Origin of the sequence: Roseburia sp. AF22-2LB (genome assembly GCF_003461125.1) — a bacterium.
GTDB classification, from domain to species: domain Bacteria; phylum Bacillota; class Clostridia; order Lachnospirales; family Lachnospiraceae; genus Roseburia_C; species Roseburia_C amylophila.
Genome location: NZ_QTWM01000002.1, coordinates 38,781 through 62,265 on the forward strand (window position 1 = coordinate 38,781; position 23,485 = coordinate 62,265).

The following is a 23,485-nucleotide window of genomic DNA, read 5'->3' on the forward strand; positions in this document are numbered from 1 at the left end:
GTTGGGCTATTAAATTATTAATAGTGAGCAGTTCATAGGGGAATCGAACCCCTGTTTCCGCCGTGAGAGGGCGGCGTCTTAACCGCTTGACCAATGAACCGGACAAGTGATACTATAACACGACGCCCTCTAAATTGCAAGCACTTTTTTAATTTTTTTGCAATTTTTTTCTTCAGCTTCTTTCTAGTCCTCATATCCATTCGGATTATTCTTCTGCCATCTCCAGGAATCGGCACACATTTCACGAATGCCAAACTCTGCTTTCCAGCCAAGCTCCCGCTCTGCCTTTGAAGGGTCGCAATAACAGGTCGCAATGTCGCCGGCACGACGTGGCTTAATGGAATAAGGAATCTTTACGCCTGTTGCTTCTTCAAAATTCTTTACAATATCAAGTACACTATAACCATGTCCGGTACCAAGATTGTAAATACTTAATCCGGCATTTTCCTCAATCTTCTTTAATGCCTTTACATGTCCCTTTGCCAGGTCTACTACATGAATGTAGTCTCTTACCCCGGTTCCGTCCGGTGTATCATAATCATTTCCAAATACGCCAAGCTCTTTTAACTTTCCAACTGCCACCTGGGTAATATATGGCATCAGATTGTTCGGAATTCCATTCGGGTTTTCTCCCATAGTTCCGCTCTGATGTGCTCCGATTGGGTTAAAATATCTTAATAAGATAACATTCCATTCCGGATCAGCTTTCTGCATATCCATAAGAATCTGCTCTAACATGGATTTCGTCCAGCCATATGGATTGGTACACTGTCCCTTCGGGCATTCCTCTGTGATTGGAATCTGTGCCGGATCACCATATACGGTCGCGGAGGAAGAAAAGATAATATTCTTGCAGCCGTGCTGGCGCATCACATCTACTAAAGTCAATGTTCCTGCAATGTTGTTATTATAATATTCCCATGGCTTTACCACAGATTCTCCAACTGCTTTTAATCCTGCAAAATGAATGCAGCAGTCAATCTTCTCTTTTTCCATGATTTCATTTAAGATATCACGGTCTAATATATCTCCACGGTAAAATGTAACTTCTTTTCCAGTAAGCGCTTTTACACGCTCCAATGATTTTTCGCTGGCATTGGACAAATTATCCAGCACTACTACGTCATAGCCTGCCTGCTGTAATTCCACGCAGGTATGACTTCCGATATAACCTGCTCCACCTGTAACTAAAATAGACATATTCTCCACTCCTTTGTACTAAAATATGTATTTTCGTGTTCCTTACAAATAATAGTATACCTTATATTCCTGTATTTGAACAGTATCTATTGTATAAACAATATGTATTTTTGTTGCATCTGCAAAGGACAGCCTCTATAATATATCTATAATCTATCTGCAAATTCCAGAAGGGAGGCATACGATGGACCCAAAATATAAGAATTCTTATAAAGTAAATAAAAAAGAACTGGTTTCCCTTTCCGTCTATAATGTCGGTTTCCAGAAATGTGAACCTCTTTACCAGTGGGGACCGGGAATCCGTGACCATTATCTGATTCATCACATTCTATCCGGCAAAGGATATTATTCTGTTGGTGGTAAAGTTTATGCCCTTTCCACCGGAGATACCTTCCTTGTCTACCCTCAGACCGAAATCACCTATTATGCAGACGAAAAAGACCCGTGGGAATATGCCTGGGTAGGCTTTAATGGCAGTGACGCTGCCATTATTTTGAATGCCACAGATTTTTCCAGGGAGTTTCCACTGATTCACCAGACGCCGCTTTCCGAATCCATCCGGGAACACCTTCTCGGTATCTATGAAGCCTGCGGAAATGATTTCATGGATTCTGTAGAAATGACCGGACGGCTCTATCAGACGCTGGCTCTTTTTATGAAACATGCCAGCAATAATGAACAGTATAACAGTTCCAGCAACTATGTCCAGAAAGGAATTGCCTATATTTCCGCCAACTATTCCTACCCGATTCACGTAGAAGATATTGCTGATTATGTAGGCGTAAGCCGGAGCCATCTGTACCGCTCTTTTGAAACCATACTGGGTCAGTCGCCGAAAAATTATCTGACCCAGTTTCGTTTAAAACAGGCATGCTATCTCTTAGAACACTCCAGCCTATCCATTACTGCTGTAGCTAATTCCGTAGGCTTTGACAATGGGCTGCATTTTTCCAAGACGTTCCATAAGCTGAAAGGAATATCGCCCCGGGATTACCGGCTTGCATCCTTAAATAATAATACAGACTAATCCGCCATTATTATCATTTACAACTTTCTGCATGGTATCCTGCAGTTTCATCTGGCTTTCATCATCCATCATGCCAATCTTGCTGCGGATACCGTCTTCCATCAGTTCTCCAATGGATTTTCCAAAAATGCTGGTTCCCCAGACTCCATCTTCTGTGCTCTGTCCCTCTTTGATATAATGAATCAGGTCGTTTGCCTGCTCTTCACTTCCTACAATCGGTGCAATCTCCGTTTCAATATTTGCCCGGATCATATGAACAGACGGTGCTACTGCCTTGATTTTTACACCAAACTTATTGCCATGTTTAATCAGCACCGGATCATCCATTTTAATATCTGAAAGCTTCGGACTCACCACTCCATATCCTTTCATTTCTACCGATTGTACCGCATCCGCTACCTTCTCATATTCCTTACGTTTCTCAGAAAGCTCTTTTATCATGGAAATAAGCTGGTATTCCCCAGTCACTTCTGTTCCGGTCAGTTCACTGATATTTTCATAATAATACTGATCTGCAATATCCAGCCGGATATCTGCTGTGCCATTTTCCAGATTCACCGCCTGCATCATCATATTGGAAATGTAATCTCCCTCCGGAGCCATCTTGTAATCCATCAAATCTTTAATCAGAGTTACTTCCGACAGCATTTTTCCAGCATTTGCAACCACATTTTCTTTGATTGGATGACTCATTTCCAACATTTCTACCCATTTCGGAAGAAAGAAATTCATCTTCACCACCGGGAATTCATAGAGGATACCCTTCAGCACTGCATAGACATCTTCTTTTCGAAGCTGCTCACAATTCAGTGGAAATACACTGACTTCATATTTTTCTTCTAATTCTTTTGCCAGTTGTGCCGTTTCCTCGCTGTATGGTTTTACGGAATTCAGTACCATAACAAAGGGTTTTCCGATTCTCTGCAGCTCTTTTATGGTTTCTTCCTCACCTTTCACATAATTCTCCCGCGGGATATCTGTGAAACTGCCATCTGCAGTTACTACAATTCCAATGGTTGCATGGTCATTAATAACCTTTCTGGTCCCGACCTCTGCTGCCTTTGTAAAAGGAATTTCCTCTTCAAACCAAGGCGTCTTTACCATTCGCTCCACACCATTTTCCAGATGTCCGGTGGCACCCTCTACCATATAACCCACACAGTCAATCAGCCTCACTTTTACTTCGGCATCTTCGCCAAGCCGGATTTTTGCAGCATCTTTTGGAATAAACTTCGGCTCTGTTGTCATAATGGTTTTCCCCTGGGCCGCCTGTGGCATTTCATCCACCGCACGCTGGCGGCTGTTTTCATCCTCCATAAACGGAAGTACCATCAGCTCCATGAAACGTTTGATAAAAGATGACTTTCCGGTCCGCACAGCTCCAATCACACCTATGTAAATTTCCCCATTTGTCCTTGCACTGATATCTTTATACATATCATAAGTGCCTGTATTAAAATTTTCCATATAAATTCCTCCTGCCTATACTGTTATATGTATATGCAGGAGGAAGTCACCTTTATAACAAAATATTCAGTTTTCCAGAAAGACATCTAAACTCTGCGTGCGTCACATCCCCACAATATTCTCCGTCAGCATGCAATACCATTGGTTTTTCCAAATCCACGCTGAATTTTCTGCAATTATGGATATCAAAGCACTTAAATCCTGTATGTTTTCCCTTTACCAGAAATGGCAGCAGAAAAAAGGTACGCCACCTTGCCACTCCATAGCCACAGCAGACCGAAAATTCTCCGTCCGTAGCCACTGCATCCGGAGCCATCGGCACTCCGCCGCCTTCACAATACTGATTCATTCCAGCAATAAAAATCATCCGGGAAATCGGCTCTTCCACTTCATCATCAAATACTATCTTCGCCTCTGCTGTCGGCATGGTAAACAGGGATTTTATCGTAAGACAGACGTAGGTTAATGAACCAAGTCCCAGTTTATTTAATGCTTTCTTTAATCCGGAATGCAGTGCCTGTTTACATACATCCGCATCCAGTCCAAGACCGGAACTAATTGCAAAAATCTTCTGTTCCTTCTGTCCTTCTTCCACCCAGCTGACACAACCTAAGTCAATCGGCGTTGTCTCTTCCGCCTGAAGTATCCGCTCTAAATTTTCTGTAGGTGTTCCATTGATTTTCATACCTCTTGCGAAATCATTCCCGGAGCCGGTCGGTATGTAGCCAAACCGGATTTTTTCAAAATCATGCATCCCGTTCAGTACTTCATTTAACGTACCATCACCACCGACCACAATAAGATACACTTTTTCTCTATCAATATCACATACACGGTCTGCAAGCTTCTTCGCATGGCCCTCATACTCTGTAAAATGTGCTTTATACCTTATTTCATGCTCCAGAAGGTAATTCTGCAGTTCCTCCCAGACCCGTTTGGACCTGCCGCCTCCCGAGGTATTGTTTACTATAAAATGATACATTTTATTCTGCTGTTTCTAAAGCTTCCAGCTCTTCTTTTGTTTTTCTCTTTCTACAGTAGATTTCCATATTTTTGCAGACTTTCTTTGCAAGTGCCGAAGTAATCTGTCCATCTACTGCACGCCATTTCCAGTTCATGCCAAGTGTAGATGGTGTATTCATACGTCCTTCACTGCCAATTCCAAGAATATCCTGCATCGGAACAATAGCCATATCACCAACACAGCCCCATACTGCTTTCATGGTGCCCCAGTTATATCCTTCTTCTTTGTTTAATCTTAAATATTCTTTGGCATATTTAACGCTTTCCTTTGGAGCCGTCTTGAACCATCCCATAATGGTATCATTATCATGAGTTCCAGTATAAACAACACAATTCTTTTGATATGTATGTGGAAGGTAATCACTCTCTTCTCTGCTGTCAAAAGCAAACTGGATTAACTTCATTCCAGGGAAACCGGTATCCTTTAACAACTGTTTTACGGACGGTGTTAAATAACCCAGATCTTCTACAATAATATTTAATCTGCCAAGTTTCTTTTCCAGAGCATTGAACAGGTCCATACCAGGACCTTCTCTCCACTCTCCATTTCTTGCTGTCTTATCCTTTGCAGGAATTGCGTAATATGAATCAAAACCTCTGAAGTGGTCAATACGAACAACATCATACAATTCAGACATTGCTTTGATACGTTTTGTCCACCAGGTATAACCATCCTTCTTCATAGCATCCCAACGGAATAACGGGTTACCCCATAACTGTCCATCATCGGAGAATGCATCTGGAGGACATCCGGATACATCAATCGGATCCAGGTTCTCATCTAAATAGAACTGTCCCGGATTTGCCCATACATCTGCGCTGTCACCAGCAACATAAATAGGTACATCACCGATAATCTGAATGCCTTTTTCATTAGCATATGCTTTCAGCTCTGTCCACTGTTTGAAGAACAGATACTGCAGCATTTTCCAGAATTCAACATCATCTGCAAATTCTTCTTTCGCATTTTCAATTGCTGATGGTTTGCGGAGTTTTAAATCTTTCTTCCATTCAAACCATGCAACCCCGCCATTTGCATCCTTCAATGCCATAAACAGTGCATAGTCCTCTAACCAGTCACTGTTTTTCTCACAAAAGTCCGCAAAATCATCCGGTAATGCTTTTTTAAAGCGCTGATATGCTTTTTTCAATAAAGGAAAACGGTTTTCATAAAGTGTTCCATACTCTACAAATTCCGGATTTTCTCCCCATTCATAGCTTAAACATTCCTTTTTTGTCAGTAACTTATCCTTACAAAGATAATCTAAGTCAATAAAATATGGATTCCCCGCAAAGCTTGAAAATGACTGATACGGAGAATCTCCATAACTGGTTGGGCATATCGGTAATATCTGCCAGTAAGTCTGTCCTGCTTTATCCAAAAAGTCTACAAATTTTCTGGCTTCCTTTCCCATTGTACCAATTCCGTATGGTGACGGAAGTGAAGATATATGCATTAATATCCCACTTGTTCTCATAATTAAATTCCTCCTGCAAACTAGATTATTTTCCTATCTCACGAACACTTTCCCCCAGTGCAAGTTCAAAAGGTATTATCTCATGTACTGCCTTGGTTTTCAAGTCAATTGTACGAAATAGTATTTCAAGACTGCGTTGTGCCATCGTCTGGTACCGCTGTCTTATAGTGGTCAGCTTTGGATTATAGTAATCCGCCATTGGTATTCCGTCAAACCCCACAACGGAAATATCATCCGGTACCAACAGACCTCTGTCTCGTATCGCACGAATTGCTCCAATTGCCATGACATCACTCATCGCAAATATAGCAGTCACATCCTTTGCCTTCTCCAAAAGTTTTTCCGTAGCCCGATATGCACTTCCAAAGTCAAATCTTGCTTTCACAAAATATTTATCGTAATCAAATATTCTTCCCTTTTCACCAAAGCATTTCTCGCACCCGATATAACGCTGTTCACTGACATAAGAGGAACTTAAATTTCCTCCAATTACCCCAATATGAACATGCCCCTGATTCACCAGATAATTCATGGCACATTTCGCTGCTTCCACATCATCTGTTGCTACACTGGACAGGTTCGGAAAGCCAAGATCTTTTCCTGCTGTAGACACTAATACCGATGGAACTTTTACTTCATGAAACTTTTCCCTGAAAAATGCAGGATTACCTCCGAGGAATAAAATCCCCAGAGGTTTTCTTTCACGACACTGAATAATTGCCTGTTCTACTTCATTTTCTTCTTCATCCAGATATATCATATTCAATGTATAACTGGTCTTATTTACAATCGTCTGAATTTCTTCTGCTATCCCTGAAAAAACCATATTTGACGTACCTTTTACCAGTACGCAGATGGTTTTAGAGGCAATCTGTTTCAAATGTTTGGCATTTCCATTTGGAACAAAATTGTGTTCTGCAACAATCCGCCGAATCTTCTTTTCTGCTTCCGGACTCACATCATCCCTGTTATTCAGAACCCTCGACACAGTACTTACTGAATATCCGGATTCTTTTGCAATATCTTTTATTGTCATGTTTTGTCCTGCCTTTACACTATATCTATAGCGAAATACTTATTATATAAATGCTTAACCTTTTACAGCTCCTGCAACAACGCCTTCGATAATATATTTCTGGCAGATTCCATAGAAAATGATAATTGGAAGAATTGCCAGTACCAGCATAGCCATCATTGCACCCCAGTCGATAGAGCCATATCCACCTTTCAAATACTGAATTGCAATCGGAATCGTTTTCCATTTTCTGATATCGAGTACCAGATATGGAAGAAGGTAGTCATTCCAAATCCACATTACCTGAAGAATTGCAACTGTAATTGCCGTAGGCTTTAAAATCGGGAATACAACCTGGAAATATGTCTGAATCGGGCTGCATCCATCAATCATTGCTGCTTCTTCGATTTCAAGCGGGATACTCTTTACAAAGCCGGTAAACATGAATACCGCAAGTCCTGCTCCAAATCCAAGATATACTAAAATGATTCCAACCGGATTTCCAAGATGTAACATATTGGACAGCTTGGATAATGTAAACATTACCATCTGGAAAGGTACAATCATGGAAAACAGGCAAAGGCAATATAAACCTTTTGAAAACTTATCATTCACGCGGATGATATACCATGCACACATAGATGTGCAGAGAATAATTACTGCAACAGAACATACTGTGATAAATAATGATGTTCCAAACGCATTAAAGAAGTTAATCTTGCGGATACCTTCTGCATAGTTGGTTAATCCAACAAATGCCTTCTGTACTCCGGCAACAAATCTGTCCCATCCGTCAGTCATTTTAAACGGTCCTAACTGGAACGGGAATCGGTTAATATATGCCTTTAATTTAAAGGAGTTCATAAATACGATTACAATTGGAAGTACCCACAGTACACTTAAAATAGTAAATATAATGGTAAAAATCCAGCCATGTTTTGCTTTTCTTACATTACTCATTACTGCTGCACCTCCTTACGTCTGGTCAGATAGTTCTGTCCAAGTGCAATTATTGCTACCAGAATAAAGAATACAACTGCTTTTGCCTGACCAACGCCTTCCCATCCGTTTCTACCATAGAAAGTATCATAGATGTTCAATGCTAAAAGCTGTGATCTCTTTGCAGGTTCACCTGCTGTCAATGCTAAGTTCTGGTCGAATAATTTAAATCCGTTGGTCAGTGTTAAAAATGTACATACGGTAATAGATGGCATTACCATCGGTAAGGTTACATTTTTAAGTACCTGCCAGGAAGTTGCCCCGTCGATTTCTGCAGCTTCAATCAAATCTCCAGGAATATTCTGGATACCTGCGATATAGATAATCATCATATAACCTATCTGCTGCCAGCACATCAGGATAATCATACCCCAGAAACCATATTTTTCATTATATACCAATGTTCTGCTGTAATTTGCGAGAATACCATTGAAAATCAACTGCCAGATATATCCTAATACAATACCACCAATCAGGTTCGGCATGAAGAAAATGGTACGGAACGCATTTGTTCCTCTAATACCCTTTGTTAAAAGCATCGCAATTACGAATGCAAAAAAGTTAATGGCAAGCACAGAAACAATTGTAAAGAGTGCTGTATACCATAATGAGTGAACAAATGTCTCATCTCCAAAGATTTTGGTATAGTTAGATAGTCCTACAAACTTTGCATCCGTAACAGTTGTGAATTTACAAAAAGAAAGATAGATACCCATAGCAAAAGGAATTATAAAACCAATTGTAAATGCAACTAACGTTGGAAGTGCAAAAAGAGGAAAATATTTTTTAATTGATTTGTTCATAATATTTTTCCTTTCCCTTTATAAAGGGCAGGCGATATCCGCCCGCCCTTTTTTCACATATTGTTCTGATTATATGTGATAAGTCTTACTCGTTTGCTGCTGCGTACTCAGAAGCCCAGCCATCAACGAATGCAGTTACAACATCATCCCAGGAACCTGTTCCAGCAGCATAAGCTGTTAATGCAGAACCTACGCCATCTTTCCAAGCCTCAGAAGGCATTGTTGTAAAGCACCAAGCTACAGAAGTCTTACCATCTGCAATGTACTGGTTAGCTGCATCCATGAATGCATTGCTTGCCTGATATCCATCATCAAATGAATCAAATGGTGTTGTGAAGCCCATCTGGTTAGCAACAACGTCACGTCCTGTGTCACTTGTAATAACCCAGTTCAAGAAATCTTCTGTTGCTTTGATGTTTTCTTCAGAAGCATTAGCATTAATACACCAGTAGTTCTCAGATCCTGTACAAAGTCCCTGATTCTCTTCTCCATCAACTCCGATGTAGATAGGCATCATTCCAAGGTCATCATCTGTTAATACACCAGCATTGATAATATCATTGTATGCCCATGTACCATTCTGATAGAATACAGCTTCGCCTAAGCCAAATTCAGCTGTTGCATCATCACCAGTCTTGCTTGCTAACATAGAGCCTTCGCAAGTAGAATCTGTTGTGTATAAATCCCAGATCTGTTTGTAGTTATCAAGGTAAGTTCCTTTGATAGCATCTGTAGATCCGATTCCATCTGCTTTGTATTCATAGTAGATTGGAAGGTTTGCTAAATGGGTTTTGAATCTCCAGTCAGAAGATGAATCCATACCAGCTGAAGTAAATGCACCCTTAAGGTCATATTCAGGACCAGCTGCTTCACTTACTTCTGCAAGTCTTGACTGAATATCATCTGCTACTTCTTTTAATTTTGCAAAGCTGTTGATTTCATCGATAGAAGTAACTTTAGCTCCGTCCATTCCGCAATATGCGTTTAATACGGTTTTGTTGTAAATAAGACCATAAGTCTCAAGTACATATGCGATACCTTTTACTTCGTCTCCATCTTTCAGTACAAAGTCATCACTCTTAACATGTGAATAAACATCTGTTCCTGATAAGTCTGCGCAGTAATCTTTCCATGTTGCAAGACCAACCGGTCCGTTTACCTGGAAAAGTGTAGGTGCATCAGATTTAGCCATCTCAGACTTTAAAGTCTCTTCATATGTACCAGATGCTGCTGTAACAACTTCAACTGGGACACCAGTCTCATCTGTGTAAGCTTTTGCAAGATCCTGCCACTGCTGATCCTGTTCTGGTTTGAAGTTCAAGTAGTAAACAGAACCACTTGCTGCTTCTTTGCTGTCATCTGTCTTCTCTGTTCCTGCTGCATTATTGTCAGCTGCTTTCTTGTCGTCGCTTCCACATCCAGCAACCATAGCTGCTGTCATAGATACAACTAACATAAGAGATACTAATTTTCTTTTCATAGTACATCCTCCTAAAATATAATATGCTGTCCTTCCTGAAAACCTCTTCCCCAATCTGTATACCGACTTGTCTGGAACCTAGTTGGTTACGTTCTCGGTAACGTTTTCAGTGGATGTATATAATATAACCCCATTACTCAAAAATAGCAATGGGGTTTTCAACATTTTGTACACTTATATAATTTTGACATTCTGTTTTTGTGCACTTTTACCATAAAATTGTGTTTTTTCTATGAAAACAAGTGCTCTGCTATACGGACTGCATCTTCAATACAGCCATCGCAGCTCCGCAAAACCTTTCCGGTTTCAATTCCTTTCAATTCTTTACAGATATGAGAGCCGTTTTTTTCATCAAATGCTGCTGTCAGTCCCTTTACCGTCTGATATGTTCTGCCTTTGGTCATGCCCTTTTCAATTGCTCCCGAGCTTCCCAGTGCTCCTGCAATCATATACATGCCGGTTACTGCTCCACAGGTTCCCTGCATATCTGCCATTCCTGCGCCGAATCCTTCGGACAGACGGAATAAAGTTTCCTCGTCAATTCCAAGCTTATCACTGTAACTGCATAATACTGCCTGCGCACAGTTATAACCACTGTGATGTTTTTCTTCTGCTAATTTTACTCTTTCTTCTATTGTCATCTTCTAATCTCCTTTTTCTGTTTCCCGCTATTCTCTGTAATAACTTTTTCTTGCTTATAAAATGCTGCCTTCTGCCAAACGTTTTCTTTTCTATCCATCTGGCAAAAGATTTTTCCTGCGGATACACTCACGGCAGCTTTCAAATAATAATTTCTTACTGCCACAGACTGTTTCCGGATTCTTCATTCCTGCCTTTTCCCGCATCAGGCACAATTTGTGTACCGTATCTGCATCCAGCTCCCGGTCCATTTCCATCATTTTACTCTGGTAAAGAAGTCTTGCATATAATTCTACCGACTCCATCCGGTAATAAGCTTCCGTCAGGTCCTTTCCATAAGTCAGTGCCCCATGATGCGCTAAGAGCAACGCATCAAAATAGTCAAGATATGGTGCAATGGCATCCGGTATTTCCTGCGTAGACGGCAGCCCATATTCTGCTACCGGCACACAGCCAAGACTTACAATGGATTCTGATATGATTGCACGATTTAATGCCTGACCGCCAATCGCAAAGGTTGTGGCATATGGCGGATGCGCATGTACAACTGCTCTTACATCCGGACGTTTTTCATATACTTTCAAATGCATCTTCATTTCAGAAGACGGGCGGAACCCATCCTGACAGGATAAGACTTCTCCCTGCAGATTTATCTTACATAAACATTCTTCCGTCATATATCCTTTAGATATTCCGGTTGGCGTACACAAAATTTCATTCTCTGATATACGCACAGAAAGATTACCATCATTGGCAGCCACCATTCCACTCTGATAAATTCTTTTTCCAATCTCTATCATCTGCCGGCGTATCCTGATTTCTGATTCCATCTTTCTTCCTCCATTGCCTGTAATTTCCAGATTTTATAGAAAGCCTTCACTTATTATAGTCACCCCGGTTATTTTTTGCAAATAAAATTCTCTTCATTTATCTCTTCATTCATCTTGTAAATTTATTTCCAGAATGCTACTATTTCTTATAGAATATATATTTTTCAAAAAATACAAACAATTTCTGCTTATAATATTTACTTTATATAAAAAAGGAGTTACTACATCATGAACGAACCAGTTACCAAAGAACTTGTGATACATAAAATCAAACACAATCTGCGTCGTCTGCGTACCGCCATAAAATGGATTATTTTTTCTATTCTGTCCGGTCTTCTCATCGGTATGGTGGGAATTGCCTTTTACTTTGGCATGACATGGGTCACCGATACAAGAACTGCTTATCCATGGCTCATCTTCTTTCTTCCGCTGGGTGGAATCGTGATTGTACTGCTCTATCATCTTCTCCATGATGAAAAGGATACTGGAACCAACCTGGTGCTTTCCGCCATCCACTCTGGGGATGAAATTCCACTGCGTATGGCTCCGCTTATTTTTATCTCCACCTTAATCACACACCTCTTTGGTGGTTCTGCCGGCCGGGAAGGTGCAGCACTTCAGCTTGGCGGAAGCATCGGAAATTCTCTCGGAAGACTTTTCCGTTTTGATGAAAAAGATAAACATATTATGATTATGTGCGGCATGAGTGCTGCTTTTTCCGCCTTATTCGGAACACCGATGGCTGCAGCTATTTTTCCGCTGGAAGTAGTCAGTGTCGGCATCATGCACTATTCTGCATTAGTGCCATGCGTTATCTCTGCTTTAGTAGCACATGGTCTGGCATTACACTTTCAGATTGCGCCGCCGTCCTTTGCTATTTCAGACATTCCGGAATTCGGAATTTCTTCTGCAGTTACCGTAACGATTCTTGCCGTTTTATGTGCATTGGTCAGTATCCTGTTCTGTATTTCCTTACATTACAGTGAAACCATTTACCGTAAATTTATCAAAAATCCTTACCTTCGTGCTGCGGCAGGCGGCTGCATCATTATTCTCCTCACCCTTCTGGCAGGTAATCAGGATTACAACGGAACCGGCGTTAATATTATTTCCAAATGCTTTGACGGCACAGTGGCACCGGAAGCTTTTCTTTTAAAAATTATTTTTACTGCCCTGACTCTTGGTGCCGGCTTCAAAGGTGGCGAAATTGTTCCTACTTTCTTTATCGGTGCAAGCTTCGGCTGTCTCTTTGGAACGTTGACCGGTTTCTCCCCAACCTTATGTGCCGCCATCGGTATGGCCGCCATTTTCTGTGGTGTCACCAACAGCCCGATTACTTCTTTGCTGATCAGCTTTGAAATGTTCGGCTTTGCTGCAATGCCGTTCCTGCTTCTTGCGATTGCATTCAGTTATATGCTCTCCGGCTATTACGGACTGTACCGCAGCCAGAAGATTATGTATTCAAAATTTAAGACAAGCTATATTAATAAACAGACGCACTAACTACGAGAAACACGCTTTGCGAGTTTCTCGAGTTATCGCGGTGCTTGCCAAATCTGCATGCAGGCATGCGATTTTTCTCGCTATTCGCACAAAAAGAACTTCTGCTGATTGTTTTCCAACCGGCAGGAGTTCTTCTCATATCATTCACAATATGCTATTTTTAATCTCTTCTTATAAGTACTTCTGAATCTCTTCAAATACGTTTTCTACCGGAACCTGTTCCTTTAAAGTCTTATCACGGGATGTCACTTCAATGATTCCCTGCTTCATATTTCTTGGGCTTACGATAACACGAAGCGGAATTCCAAGAAGGTCTGCATCGGCAAACATAACGCCGGCACTTACGGTACGGTCATCATAGATAACTTCAATACCAGCATTCTGCATTTTCTCATATAAATCATCAGCAAAAGCCTTTACTTCTTCATTGTCCGGTCTTACTGCACAAAGGTGGACCTGCCATGGAGCAATTTCCTTTGGCCAGATTGGACCATACTCATCATGATGTGCTTCACATACAGCAGCAGCAAGTCTTCCGACACCGATTCCATAGCAGCCCATGATTGGAGTCTGTCTCTCACCATCTTTATCTACATAAGTCATCTTCATGGACTTGGTATATTTGGTTCCAAGCTGGAAGATATTTCCCACTTCAATACCTTTAGAAATACGGACGGTCTTCTTACCACATTTCGGGCAGATTCCGCCTTCGTATACCTTAGCAAAATCATGATATTCTGCGTCTTTTACATCACGCTCCATATCAAGTCCTTTGAAGTGGTATTCCTCTTCATTTGCTCCGCAGGATAAGTTATTTCTTCCTTCCAGAGACTTATCATATAAAACCACATGAGGTGCATTGATATGTAAGCCAACTGGTCCGATATAGCCTGCATTTAATCCGCATTCTTCTGTAATAACAGCAGCATGAATCTGATCACCAAGATAATTAACAAGCTTGGTCTCATTGATTTCCAGATCGCCACGGATAAATACAACCACATAGCTGTCATCTGAATTTTTCTGATAAACAACTGCTTTACAGGAGTTGTTTGTCTTATCGCCAAAGAATTCACAGATATCTTCAATAGTATGGATATTTGGTGTATGAACCTTTTCCAGTTCTGCTGATTCTGCGGCTCTTGGAATATCAGAAATATTTTCTGCAGCTTCCATATTTGCTTTGTATCCACAATCATCACAAAGTACAATGGAATCTTCTCCAATCGGAGTAAGAAGCATGAACTCATGGGAAAGGCTTCCGCCCATCATACCGGAATCAGATGCAACGGATACCACTTCCGGAATACCGGCTCTTTCAAAAATACGCTCATATGCCTTGTGTACTCTCTGATAATACTGCTCCAAATCTTCCTGGCTGGTATGGAAGGAATATGCATCCTTCATGGTAAACTCTCTTACACGGATTAATCCGGCACGAGGTCTTGCTTCATCACGGAATTTGGTCTGAATCTGATAAATCATAAAAGGATATTTGGTATAGCTCTGTGCATACTCACGAACCAACTGTACGGCTGCTTCTTCGTGGGTCATGCCAAGTACCATCCTGGCACCGTTTCTGTCTGTAAAACGAAGCAGCTCGTCTCCGATGCTTTCATATCTTCCGGATTCTTCCCAGATAGATGCAGGCATAACAACCGGGAACTGTACTTCCTGTCCGTCTACCTTGTCCATCTCTTCACGAAGAATCTGCTCAATCTTACGTGTAATTCTCTTTAATGGTAGGAATGAAGAATAGATACCATTTGCCACATATTTGATGTATCCACCTTTTACCATAAGTGCATGACTGTCAATCACACAATCTGCCGGTCTCTCTTTAAACCGGTCACCAACTAATTTTTCCAGTTTCATTTTCTTATCTCCTTTTTCTATTCTTGCAACTCATCTGCTTAAAGCAATATAAAAGCCCTAAGCTATGATTTAGCTTAGGGCGAATGTTTCATCCGTGGTACCACCTAAATTCAGGACTGCTCCTGCACTCCGGCACATCTTCTTATGCCTTCTCTCTGTAACGGGAGAACCCGACATACCTTCACTTCTGCTTGGATATGCAGCTCCAAGACTGGTTCATCATCTTCCGTCAAAAACTCTCACCTGCCGTTTTCTCTCTGAAGGCTTCCAATGATTACTATTTCTCTTCCACACTTTCTCATATATTTTACCAACGGATATTTTACTTGTCAATCCTTTTATTCCGCAATTTCGGTTGTGCTTTCCGTATCCCCGTCTTGTAGAGTATCAGCTTCTTCTGTCTCTTCCGGCTGTTCAGTCGCCGATTCCTCAGTACTCTCCGTTACTGTAAGATCCGCGATTCCTTTCTGATAAGTGGTATATACTGCACTTCCTGCCAGATAAATACTATTAGACTGATCCGTCTTTACATAATACTGGCTCAGCATGTCATTTTTATTTCCGATCAGAAGTGTTGTTGTTCCATCCCCTGTCGTCAGGGTAATGGTATTTGACGGCGTTTCAAGCCCATACTCTGATAAGTCCTCATAATCCTTGATTTCCTGCTCTGCCGTAAGCTGTGCTGCGGTGGTAACCAATGTTTCCACGGCATCCTGGTCTAATGCAATGCTTTTATCTGCCTCATAATACCATGTATCATCTTCTTTTACAAAAGACAGTGTCTCATTATTATATTGATAAGAAAATGCATTTACATCTTCTGTGTTAACATCTGTCACCATAACTTTGGATGCTTCTTCCTCTTCCTGTTTTTTCTGTTCCTGGCTCTTATTCCACTTCGTCAGGCCAACCCATGCAACAATACAGATAAGAAGCAGGATGCATAAAGCAATCAACTGTTTTTTCTGTTTCTTCATTACTTCTTTCTCCTTCTCATCCAGATTACGATACCGATTGCAAGAAGCAATAACGGAATTACTGCAATGCCGATTACAGCTGATGCAATGACAACCGAAGCCGGTACGGTCAGAGTACTGCTGTCATATTCTTTGACCGGAATCACAACTGCTGAACCGCTGTCTTCCGGAATATAGCTTGCAATGGATTTTGAAAATACGGATAAATTATTTCCGGATACCATACTGTCTGCATCATCCGTAAACATACTCATGGAAGAATATACAAGAATATCTGCGATTGTATCATCCATGGTTTTTTCCGCCTTTAATCCTACCGTAAACGGTCCTGTAATATCATCCTCCGTCTGCTCTAAGGAGCTTGTAGCATCTGTCTTACTGTACGCTGCATCCGAAGTGGTAAGTAAAGGTGTATAGGTTACATTTTCGGTATCGGTATTATAGGTAAGACCTACTGCATACGGTGTAAATACATAGCCATCCACACCGGAAGTCAGTGCACTGCTTTCTACATTTGGTAAAAGATAATATGGTGCCTGATAATAAGAACCGGTATTGCTCTCCATCACCATTCCATCTACTGCAGTAATGCCAAACTCATTTAAAACCGAATAAAAATTACTCATATCAGCATCTGTATAAGATAGCGTTACAAAAAGTTTTCCACCTTTATTGATATAATCAATTACTTTTGACGCATCATCGGATGAAAAATCAGAGGTCGGTCCATTGATAATAAGTGCCTGTGCATCTTCCGGAATGCTGTCTGCCTGCATCAGGTTGAGGCTGTTTAAAGTGACATTTGCTTTCTCAACAGCATCTTTAAAATTACCGTTCAATGCTGTCTCACCATGTCCCTGCAGTTCGTACATAACCGGCATTTCATCCGATGTGACATAGGAAATGGCACTGGTAAGCTGTCCCTCTCCATCATAACCTGTAGTCTGGCTGCTATAAGTACTGTAATCTATACTGGTCTCATAAATATTGCTGTAATTAATTACTTTGGAACGTTTACTGCTTTCTACAATCAGACTCTTTCTGGTGATAGATGTATCATCCGTATAATCCCGGTAAAAATTCGGATAAACGGAGGGGTCTTTATATTCTACCGAAATATGGGAAGATTCGCCTTCATAACGCTTTAATGTCGTTGCAAGAGTATCATCCATATTTCCTTCCGCTTCCAGAACATAAATTGTGACATCCTCATCCAGATTATGAAGAATCTCTTTTGTATCATCAGAAATGGAATACATCTTCTGTGCTGTCAAATCAATAGACGTAATGGAAGATGGCAATGCATTTACTACAAGGTTTACTGCGACTGTAACCACGATTCCGATCACAACCATGGCAGAACTGAATACGCCAAGCTTTAATTTCTTACTGCTCATACTCCAGCGACGCTTCTGTATGGACTGTACCGTCAGGAACAAAAACAGGATAATCATGGAAATATAATATACAATGCCGGATACATCAAGAATTCCCTGCATCAGCATATCCATGTGTTTTGTCAAATCATAACAGCCTAAAATCTTTGTAATCATATTTCCATTCTGTGAAATCAGATTGGTAATTCCGGTCATCAGATATCCCACAAAGAGAAATACAAAGGTTAATACTGCAGAAATTACAATACTTTCTGTCAGTGAAGATACAAAGGTTCCAATGGCAATACAAGTCATACCATATAACCAGAAGCCCAGTACTCCCACATAGCTCTTTACAAAAGCAACACTTCCATATGCTGACATAATTAACGGTGCCAGACACATAACCGCTGCACTAATGGTAAATACAGTTCCGGTGGCGAGATATTTTGCCAGAACCACTTTTTCTACTGATACCGGCGAAGTTAAAATCAGCTGGTCTGTCTTATTCTTCCGCTCCTCTGCCAGGGTACGCATCGTAAGAATCGGCACAGTAACCAGAAACAGAAACGTTACTGCTGATAAAGTACTGCTGATGTCTGTCGAACCATAATACATATTGTATACATAAAAATAAAGGCCAAACAGTGCCAGTGTTGCTGCAATAAAAAGCCATCCTGTCACCGTCTGAAAATAAGATTTTAATTCTCTTTTCCATATTGCACGCATTATTCTTCCTCCTTTGATGTAAGTTCAAGAAAGATATCTTCCAGTGATTTACCACCGTTTATCATTTCCAAAATCGGCATATCACTTTCTGCACAAATATGAAAAATCTCTTCTCTGACATCTTTATTTTTTTCTGCCGTTACAGTCACCTCAGTAACTCCATCCTCCGGCAGTTCTTTCGTTTCTACTGCAGTAATATGTTCTGCATCTGCAAAAACTTCTTTTACTTTTTCTTCTTCAGCTTTTAACTTAAGCTCTATTACCTGTCCACCGGACATCCGCTCTACCAGTTCTTCTGTTTCTTCCGATGCAACTAATTTTCCATGGGAAATAATAAATATGTAATCACATACTGCCCGGACTTCCGAAAGAATATGGGAACTTAAAATTACAGTGTGCTTCTTGCCAAGACTCTGAATCAGATCACGGATTTCAATAATCTGTTTCGGGTCTAAGCCTACTGTAGGCTCATCTAAGATAATAACTTCCGGATAACCTAAAATTGCCTGTGCCAGTCCGACTCTCTGCCGGTATCCTTTGGACAGATTTTTAATCAGTCTGCCTTTCATATCAGTAATCTTTGTGGTTGCCATGGCATCTTCTACATATGGTTTCCGGTTCTCCTTTGGAATCTTCTTAAGTTCTGCTGCAAACAAAAGATATTCTTCTACCGTCATATCCATGTATAAAGGTGGCAGCTCTGGCAAATAGCCAATACATTTCTTTGCTTCCTCCGGCTGTGCCAAAATATCAAATCCATTGATTTTAATGGTTCCCTCTGTTGCCCCCAGATATCCGGTAATCATGTTCATTGTAGTTGATTTGCCTGCGCCATTCGGTCCTAAGAAGCCATAAATTCTTCCCGGCTCAATAGTAAGATTCAAATCATCTACCGCTACATGCGTCCCGTATTTTTTCGTCAAATGACTAATCTCTATCACGTTTCTTCCTCCTTATAACATCTTACCTCAGAAAGTTTATGAGAAAGTTGTGTTAAAAAGACGATGTTTTTGTGATAAAAATGCAGTCAAACTGTGTTTTTTGTGTGACGGAATTAATCTAATAATTCTTCAAAGCTTAGGATATAGCGGTCGGACAGCTGCATGATTTCATTTTTCTCATAGGAGGAATGGATATCTTCCACACCTACCACATAGAAATCATCCATCTTTGCACCTTCCACACCTTTTAAAATATCTTCATATACCACACACTGCTCCGGTTTCAAAGAAAGCTTTTCTGCTGCAAGCTGGTACACATCCGGGAATCCCTTTCCCCGCTTCACTTCCTGCGTCACTGTAAATGCATCAAAATATTTCATGATGCCGCAATGGGTAAGACAGGGACGAAACAGCCTCTCATCGGAAGAAGTTGCTGCTGCAATCTTAATTCCTTCTGCCTTTAATTGCTTCAGGTAATCTATAACACCGGCTTTCAACTTTACTTCATTGGTATAAGATTCAATCGCCATATCAAACCATTCTTTGATAATCTCTTCTTCGGACTCCGGCAGATTAAAACGCTCTTTGGTATATTCTGCTGCCGCATCAAAGTTCTTTGAAGTAATTGCTACCAGATAATCATCCGGCACAATAAATCCTCTTTTGCCAAGAAAATCCTCATCAATTTTCCGCCATACTCCCATGGAGTCTAAAAGAGTGCCATCTAAATCAAAGATGGCACCCATTCTATTGTCAATCATATATTTTCCTTTACATTCTGTCTGGTGCAGAGAAACCTAATACATCGATACAAACCTCTAATGTCCGCCTGGTCAGTGTTAATAAACGAACATAGGAAGCCTGCACTGCCTCGTCTTCTTCTGCCATAATCTTTGTCTCATGATAAAAATGATTCAATGCATTTGCCAGGTCATAGATATAAGAACATACCTTATGTGGTGCTGTCTCTTCGTAGGCATTTTCCATCATGGCATTGAAACGGGTCAGCTCTAACATCAATGCCTTCTCGCTTTCGGAATGTGCCGGAAGAATTGCTGCTGTTCCTGCTTCTTTTCCTGCTTCTTTATATTTGTTCAGAATGGATTTGATTCGGACAATCGTATAAAGAATATATGGGCCTGTGTTTCCTTCAAATGAAGTAAAACGGTCGATATCAAAAATATAATCCTTGGAAGCCTGATTGGAAAGGTCTCCGTATTTTACTGCTGAAAGTGCAACTACTTTTGCGGTTGCCTTTGCTTCCGCTTCTTCTACCGTACGATTCTCTGTAATCTTGCGGTACATCTCATCATTGATGCTGGAAAGCAGTGTCTCTAACCGCATGACACCACCCTCTCTGGTCTTAAATGGTTTTCCGTCTTTTCCATTCATGGTACCAAAACCTAAAAACTGAAGCTCTGTATCATCATCCACAAGATGTGTCTTTCTGGCACAACGGAACACCTGTGTAAAATACAGCTCCTGACGTTTATCCACTACATAGATAATTTTATCCGGATGATAGTCTTTCATACGCCATACAATCGTCGCAAGGTCTGTTGTGTTATAAAGAGAGGCCCCATCGGATTTTAAAATCATACATGGCGGGATCTCTTTCGTATCAGTCTCTTCTTTGACATCTACTACCAGTGCACCATCACTGATATATGCATAACCGTCATCCTTCATCTTCTGTACCATGTCCGGGATATATGGCTGTGCGTCAGACTCACCCTTCCATAATTCAAAAGATACATTTAAATTAGCATAATTCTTCTTTAAATCCGTTACAGATACATTTAAAATATGGGAAAGTAATGCCTGATAGCCTCTTCTTCCATGCTGCAGTTCATAGGTTGCCTGCATGGCAGCTTCTTTATAAGCTGCATCCTCTTTGGATTTTCCGCTGGCTGTCGGATAAATTTCTTCCAGCTCGGAAATGGTAAATGGAGGCTCAACCGGATATTCTCCCTCATAATTTTCATCAAAATAGCAAAGTTCCGGTTTACGGAGCTTTAACTCAGTAATAATCAGTCCCATCTGAAGACCCCAGTCTCCCAGATGCACATCACCAATCATATTGTGTCCCATGAATTTACCAATACGTTTGATGCTTTCACCGATAATAGCAGAACGTAAATGTCCTACATGAAGTGGTTTTGCAACGTTTGGTCCGCCATAGTCAATCATGATGGTCTTTGGATTTTCCACCTTATCACAGCCTAAACGCTCTGTATCCTCCTGCATCTTACTGATATAGGAAGCCACAAATTCATTATTCAGCTTTAAGTTAAGGAAGCCAGGTTTTACAGCTTCTACGGATTCAAACATTGCGTTATCCTTAAGCTGTGCTACTACTTCCTCCGCAATCATAATCGGTGCTTTCTTATATTCTTTTGCAGCAGCCATAGCGCCGTTGCACTGATATTCACATAAGTCCGGTCTGTTTGAAACAGTTACTTTTGCATATTTTGCATCAAGTCCGGCTGCTTCAAATGCTTTCACCATCTCATCTGTTATTAAATCCAGTATCTTTCTCATTCTTTCTCATGTTCCTTTCTGAGCATTCTATTTTTCCATTTTATACTCAAAGACAAGCAGTTGTCAACTACGCCAGAAAGTGTTCTGCCATCAGAATTGTTCCGATTTTCTGCACCTCTCCAGTAAGGAACACGCTGCCATCCTCTCCGATTTCTATCAGTAACTGCCCACCCGGCATCGTGACTTCAATTCTGTCATCCACCAGTCCCAGCTTATGGGATGCTACCGCTGCTGCACAGGCTCCGGTTCCGGAAGCTAAGGTATATCCGGCTCCCCGCTCATAGATTTCCACCCGGATATGACCTCTATCCATTACTTTACAAAGCTGCATATTAATCCGGTTTGGAAAATAAGATGCATTTTCCACATAAGGTCCTAATTCCATTGCCTTTTCTTTACTGATTTCATCTAAATGAATCACGCAGTTCGGATTTCCCATGGAAACACAGGTTGCCCGGTAAGGATGGTCATGAAAAACCAGAGGCCTGTTTATAATTTCCGGAGGCGTACCTACATAAGCAAGTACCCCTCCGGTAAATTGTGGTATTCCCATATTTACTTTCATAAGACTTCCGTCTTCATTTAAAAAATCAATCCTTACTTCGCCTGCCTTGGTATAAAGGCTAAACGGTCTGTGTCTGATATATCCGGCATCTAATAAATATTTTGCAAAAATCCGAACACCATTTCCGCTGCGCTCTGCTTCACTTCCATCCGGGTTAAATATCTTTACATAAAGCTTCTCATCCTGCCATACCGGTCCATATAAAATGCCATCAGCTCCTGCACCAATATTTCTTCTGCATAGCTTTACAATATGACGTTCCAATAAATGTATCTTATTCTTATTCGGGTCGAGTACAAGATAATCATTTCCTAATCCATGATACTTCTGTAACAGCAAGGCATCATCCATACTTATGCTCCAGTTTTACTTCTTATTACAATATATGAATGAGATATTGTCCGTTAGAACCCGACTTATTCCTGTTCTGTTTCAACGGTCGCTTCTATGACCTCAGGCACTTGTTCTCCACTGTCTGTCTGTTTCTCCACCACCTGCGGTGTTTCCACCTCCTGTGACACTTCCGCTGCCTGCGGTGTTTCTTTTCGTTCAGGACTCTTTTCTCCTAAAATAGCAGATAACTTATCATCTGAAATCGTTCCATCTGCTTCTTCTTTCTGTAAACGTGCTCTTTCTTCCTCAATCTGCTGCCTTACTGCCGCATCAATCTCACGCTGCTTTTTTTCTTCTTCCTCTGCAGCCACTCTTGCAAGACGATCAAGAATCTCCTGTGCCCGCTGTTCATCCTGCTGTTTCTTGCGTGCGGCTAAAATCTCTTCTTCCGACATGTAATGAACATTCCAGCGTTTCACAATACTATGAGCAATTCGATCTCTTTCATTTCTCTTATCTATTGCATCCTGCATATTATTCCACTTCCATTTTTTCTCTTTATATATATCATAGCTTTCACTCATTCGTTTTTCAAGATGAAAAATTATTAAATTTTTATTGTTTCCGGCATATTTTTATGTAAATAAGGACATCCTTTCTGTATCAGCCAATGGCTGCAAAAAC

General features: G+C 40.8%; 20 protein-coding genes, 1 tRNA gene and 1 other annotated feature. Of the genes, 2 read left to right on the forward strand and 19 right to left on the reverse strand.

Annotated features, from left to right (window positions below; all coding sequences use genetic code 11):
- Positions 1-28: 28 nt before the first annotated feature.
- Together DWX96_RS02815 and galE are read right to left on the reverse strand one after the other, a co-directional pair.
- Positions 29-100 (reverse strand) — tRNA-Glu (locus tag DWX96_RS02815).
- A gap of 83 nt (positions 101-183) precedes the next feature.
- Positions 184-1,200, reverse strand: coding sequence for a UDP-glucose 4-epimerase GalE (gene galE / locus DWX96_RS02820; protein WP_022242586.1), 1,017 nt, complete (start codon positions 1,198-1,200; stop codon positions 184-186).
- A 184-nt stretch (positions 1,201-1,384) separates the two neighbouring features.
- Here galE and DWX96_RS02825 point away from each other — a divergent pair, with 184 nt between their 5' ends.
- Positions 1,385-2,227, forward strand: a complete 843-nt coding sequence (locus DWX96_RS02825; RefSeq protein WP_117840997.1) for an AraC family transcriptional regulator — start codon at positions 1,385-1,387, stop codon at positions 2,225-2,227.
- On the opposite strand, the gene spoIVA is transcribed toward DWX96_RS02825, so the two are convergent.
- The 9 genes from spoIVA to DWX96_RS02870 form a co-directional block, all read right to left on the reverse strand.
- Positions 2,207-3,694, reverse strand: a complete 1,488-nt coding sequence (spoIVA, locus tag DWX96_RS02830; RefSeq protein WP_117840996.1) for a stage IV sporulation protein A — start codon at positions 3,692-3,694, stop codon at positions 2,207-2,209. The two genes, DWX96_RS02825 and spoIVA, sit on opposite strands and share 21 nt — an antisense overlap.
- A 52-nt stretch (positions 3,695-3,746) precedes the next feature.
- Positions 3,747-4,676 (reverse strand): diacylglycerol/lipid kinase family protein, encoded by a 930-nt coding sequence (locus DWX96_RS02835; protein ID WP_117840995.1) that lies wholly within the window; start codon positions 4,674-4,676, stop codon positions 3,747-3,749.
- 1 nt (position 4,677) lies between these two features.
- Entirely contained in the window at positions 4,678-6,195 is a 1,518-nt protein-coding gene (gene malQ / locus DWX96_RS02840; RefSeq protein WP_117840994.1) for a 4-alpha-glucanotransferase, read from the reverse strand.
- A gap of 25 nt (positions 6,196-6,220) precedes the next feature.
- Positions 6,221-7,231, reverse strand: coding sequence for a LacI family DNA-binding transcriptional regulator (locus tag DWX96_RS02845; protein ID WP_117697153.1), 1,011 nt, complete (start codon positions 7,229-7,231; stop codon positions 6,221-6,223).
- A gap of 54 nt (positions 7,232-7,285) precedes the next feature.
- The gene (locus tag DWX96_RS02850; protein ID WP_117840993.1) at positions 7,286-8,170 is read right to left on the reverse strand and encodes a carbohydrate ABC transporter permease; all 885 of its coding nucleotides are present in this window, start codon (positions 8,168-8,170) and stop codon (positions 7,286-7,288) included.
- Positions 8,170-9,012: a carbohydrate ABC transporter permease gene (locus DWX96_RS02855; protein ID WP_117697151.1), complete on the reverse strand. Its 843-nt coding sequence runs from the start codon at positions 9,010-9,012 to the stop codon at positions 8,170-8,172. Before DWX96_RS02855 ends, DWX96_RS02850 begins: the two co-directional genes overlap by 1 nt.
- An 85-nt stretch (positions 9,013-9,097) precedes the next feature.
- Positions 9,098-10,492, reverse strand: a complete 1,395-nt coding sequence (locus DWX96_RS02860; RefSeq protein ID WP_117840992.1) for an ABC transporter substrate-binding protein — start codon at positions 10,490-10,492, stop codon at positions 9,098-9,100.
- Positions 10,493-10,722: 230 nt separating this feature from the next.
- Positions 10,723-11,133, reverse strand: a complete 411-nt coding sequence (locus DWX96_RS02865; protein WP_117840991.1) for a C-GCAxxG-C-C family protein — start codon at positions 11,131-11,133, stop codon at positions 10,723-10,725.
- Between the two features lie 90 nt (positions 11,134-11,223).
- Positions 11,224-11,961 (reverse strand): class II aldolase/adducin family protein, encoded by a 738-nt coding sequence (locus DWX96_RS02870; RefSeq protein ID WP_117697145.1) that lies wholly within the window; start codon positions 11,959-11,961, stop codon positions 11,224-11,226.
- 228 nt (positions 11,962-12,189) lie between these two features.
- Between DWX96_RS02870 and DWX96_RS02875 the strand changes: the two genes are divergently transcribed.
- A complete protein-coding gene (locus DWX96_RS02875) occupies positions 12,190-13,464 on the forward strand; it encodes a chloride channel protein (RefSeq protein WP_117697143.1) in 1,275 nt (424 codons plus the stop codon).
- Positions 13,465-13,635: 171 nt separating this feature from the next.
- On the opposite strand, the gene DWX96_RS02880 is transcribed toward DWX96_RS02875, so the two are convergent.
- From DWX96_RS02880 to DWX96_RS02915, 8 genes are all read right to left on the reverse strand, one after another.
- Complete coding sequence (locus DWX96_RS02880; protein WP_117840990.1) at positions 13,636-15,339, reverse strand: proline--tRNA ligase; 1,704 nt, start codon at positions 15,337-15,339, stop codon at positions 13,636-13,638.
- Between the two features lie 72 nt (positions 15,340-15,411).
- Positions 15,412-15,639 (reverse strand) — a binding site (T-box leader).
- Between the two features lie 38 nt (positions 15,640-15,677).
- Positions 15,678-16,316, reverse strand: coding sequence for a DUF4340 domain-containing protein (locus DWX96_RS02885; protein ID WP_118056746.1), 639 nt, complete (start codon positions 16,314-16,316; stop codon positions 15,678-15,680).
- A complete protein-coding gene (locus DWX96_RS02890) occupies positions 16,316-18,421 on the reverse strand; it encodes a Gldg family protein (RefSeq protein ID WP_118056747.1) in 2,106 nt (701 codons plus the stop codon). Before DWX96_RS02890 ends, DWX96_RS02885 begins: the two co-directional genes overlap by 1 nt.
- Positions 18,421-19,362, reverse strand: coding sequence for an ABC transporter ATP-binding protein (locus DWX96_RS02895; protein ID WP_117840987.1), 942 nt, complete (start codon positions 19,360-19,362; stop codon positions 18,421-18,423). Before DWX96_RS02895 ends, DWX96_RS02890 begins: the two co-directional genes overlap by 1 nt.
- A gap of 113 nt (positions 19,363-19,475) precedes the next feature.
- Positions 19,476-20,123 carry an HAD family hydrolase gene (locus tag DWX96_RS02900; RefSeq protein WP_118056748.1) on the reverse strand — a complete coding sequence of 216 codons (648 nt, stop codon included), beginning with the start codon at positions 20,121-20,123 and terminating at the stop codon, positions 19,476-19,478.
- A 10-nt stretch (positions 20,124-20,133) separates the two neighbouring features.
- Positions 20,134-21,903, reverse strand: a complete 1,770-nt coding sequence (argS, locus tag DWX96_RS02905; RefSeq protein WP_022242603.1) for an arginine--tRNA ligase — start codon at positions 21,901-21,903, stop codon at positions 20,134-20,136.
- A 67-nt stretch (positions 21,904-21,970) separates the two neighbouring features.
- Entirely contained in the window at positions 21,971-22,819 is an 849-nt protein-coding gene (dapF, locus tag DWX96_RS02910) for a diaminopimelate epimerase (protein WP_118056749.1), read from the reverse strand.
- 65 nt (positions 22,820-22,884) lie between these two features.
- Positions 22,885-23,334 (reverse strand): hypothetical protein, encoded by a 450-nt coding sequence (locus tag DWX96_RS02915; RefSeq protein ID WP_118540617.1) that lies wholly within the window; start codon positions 23,332-23,334, stop codon positions 22,885-22,887.
- Positions 23,335-23,485 lie beyond the last annotated feature (151 nt).

Coding starts and splice junctions, on each gene's coding strand:
- spoIVA (WP_117840996.1), bottom strand. CDS start 3,694: ATGGAAAATTTTAATACAGGCACTTATGATATGTATAAAGATATCAGT.
- malQ (WP_117840994.1), bottom strand. CDS start 6,195: ATGAGAACAAGTGGGATATTAATGCATATATCTTCACTTCCGTCACCA.
- DWX96_RS02855 (WP_117697151.1), bottom strand. CDS start 9,012: ATGAACAAATCAATTAAAAAATATTTTCCTCTTTTTGCACTTCCAACG.
- DWX96_RS02870 (WP_117697145.1), bottom strand. CDS start 11,961: ATGGAATCAGAAATCAGGATACGCCGGCAGATGATAGAGATTGGAAAA.
- DWX96_RS02835 (WP_117840995.1), bottom strand. CDS start 4,676: ATGTATCATTTTATAGTAAACAATACCTCGGGAGGCGGCAGGTCCAAA.
- DWX96_RS02885 (WP_118056746.1), bottom strand. CDS start 16,316: ATGAAGAAACAGAAAAAACAGTTGATTGCTTTATGCATCCTGCTTCTT.
- DWX96_RS02915 (WP_118540617.1), bottom strand. CDS start 23,334: ATGCAGGATGCAATAGATAAGAGAAATGAAAGAGATCGAATTGCTCAT.
- DWX96_RS02865 (WP_117840991.1), bottom strand. CDS start 11,133: ATGACAATAGAAGAAAGAGTAAAATTAGCAGAAGAAAAACATCACAGT.
- galE (WP_022242586.1), bottom strand. CDS start 1,200: ATGTCTATTTTAGTTACAGGTGGAGCAGGTTATATCGGAAGTCATACC.
- DWX96_RS02880 (WP_117840990.1), bottom strand. CDS start 15,339: ATGAAACTGGAAAAATTAGTTGGTGACCGGTTTAAAGAGAGACCGGCA.
- DWX96_RS02875 (WP_117697143.1), top strand. CDS start 12,190: ATGAACGAACCAGTTACCAAAGAACTTGTGATACATAAAATCAAACAC.
- DWX96_RS02900 (WP_118056748.1), bottom strand. CDS start 20,123: ATGATTGACAATAGAATGGGTGCCATCTTTGATTTAGATGGCACTCTT.
- DWX96_RS02825 (WP_117840997.1), top strand. CDS start 1,385: ATGGACCCAAAATATAAGAATTCTTATAAAGTAAATAAAAAAGAACTG.
- DWX96_RS02860 (WP_117840992.1), bottom strand. CDS start 10,492: ATGAAAAGAAAATTAGTATCTCTTATGTTAGTTGTATCTATGACAGCA.
- dapF (WP_118056749.1), bottom strand. CDS start 22,819: ATGGATGATGCCTTGCTGTTACAGAAGTATCATGGATTAGGAAATGAT.
- DWX96_RS02845 (WP_117697153.1), bottom strand. CDS start 7,231: ATGACAATAAAAGATATTGCAAAAGAATCCGGATATTCAGTAAGTACT.
- argS (WP_022242603.1), bottom strand. CDS start 21,903: ATGAGAAAGATACTGGATTTAATAACAGATGAGATGGTGAAAGCATTT.
- DWX96_RS02890 (WP_118056747.1), bottom strand. CDS start 18,421: ATGCGTGCAATATGGAAAAGAGAATTAAAATCTTATTTTCAGACGGTG.
- DWX96_RS02850 (WP_117840993.1), bottom strand. CDS start 8,170: ATGAGTAATGTAAGAAAAGCAAAACATGGCTGGATTTTTACCATTATA.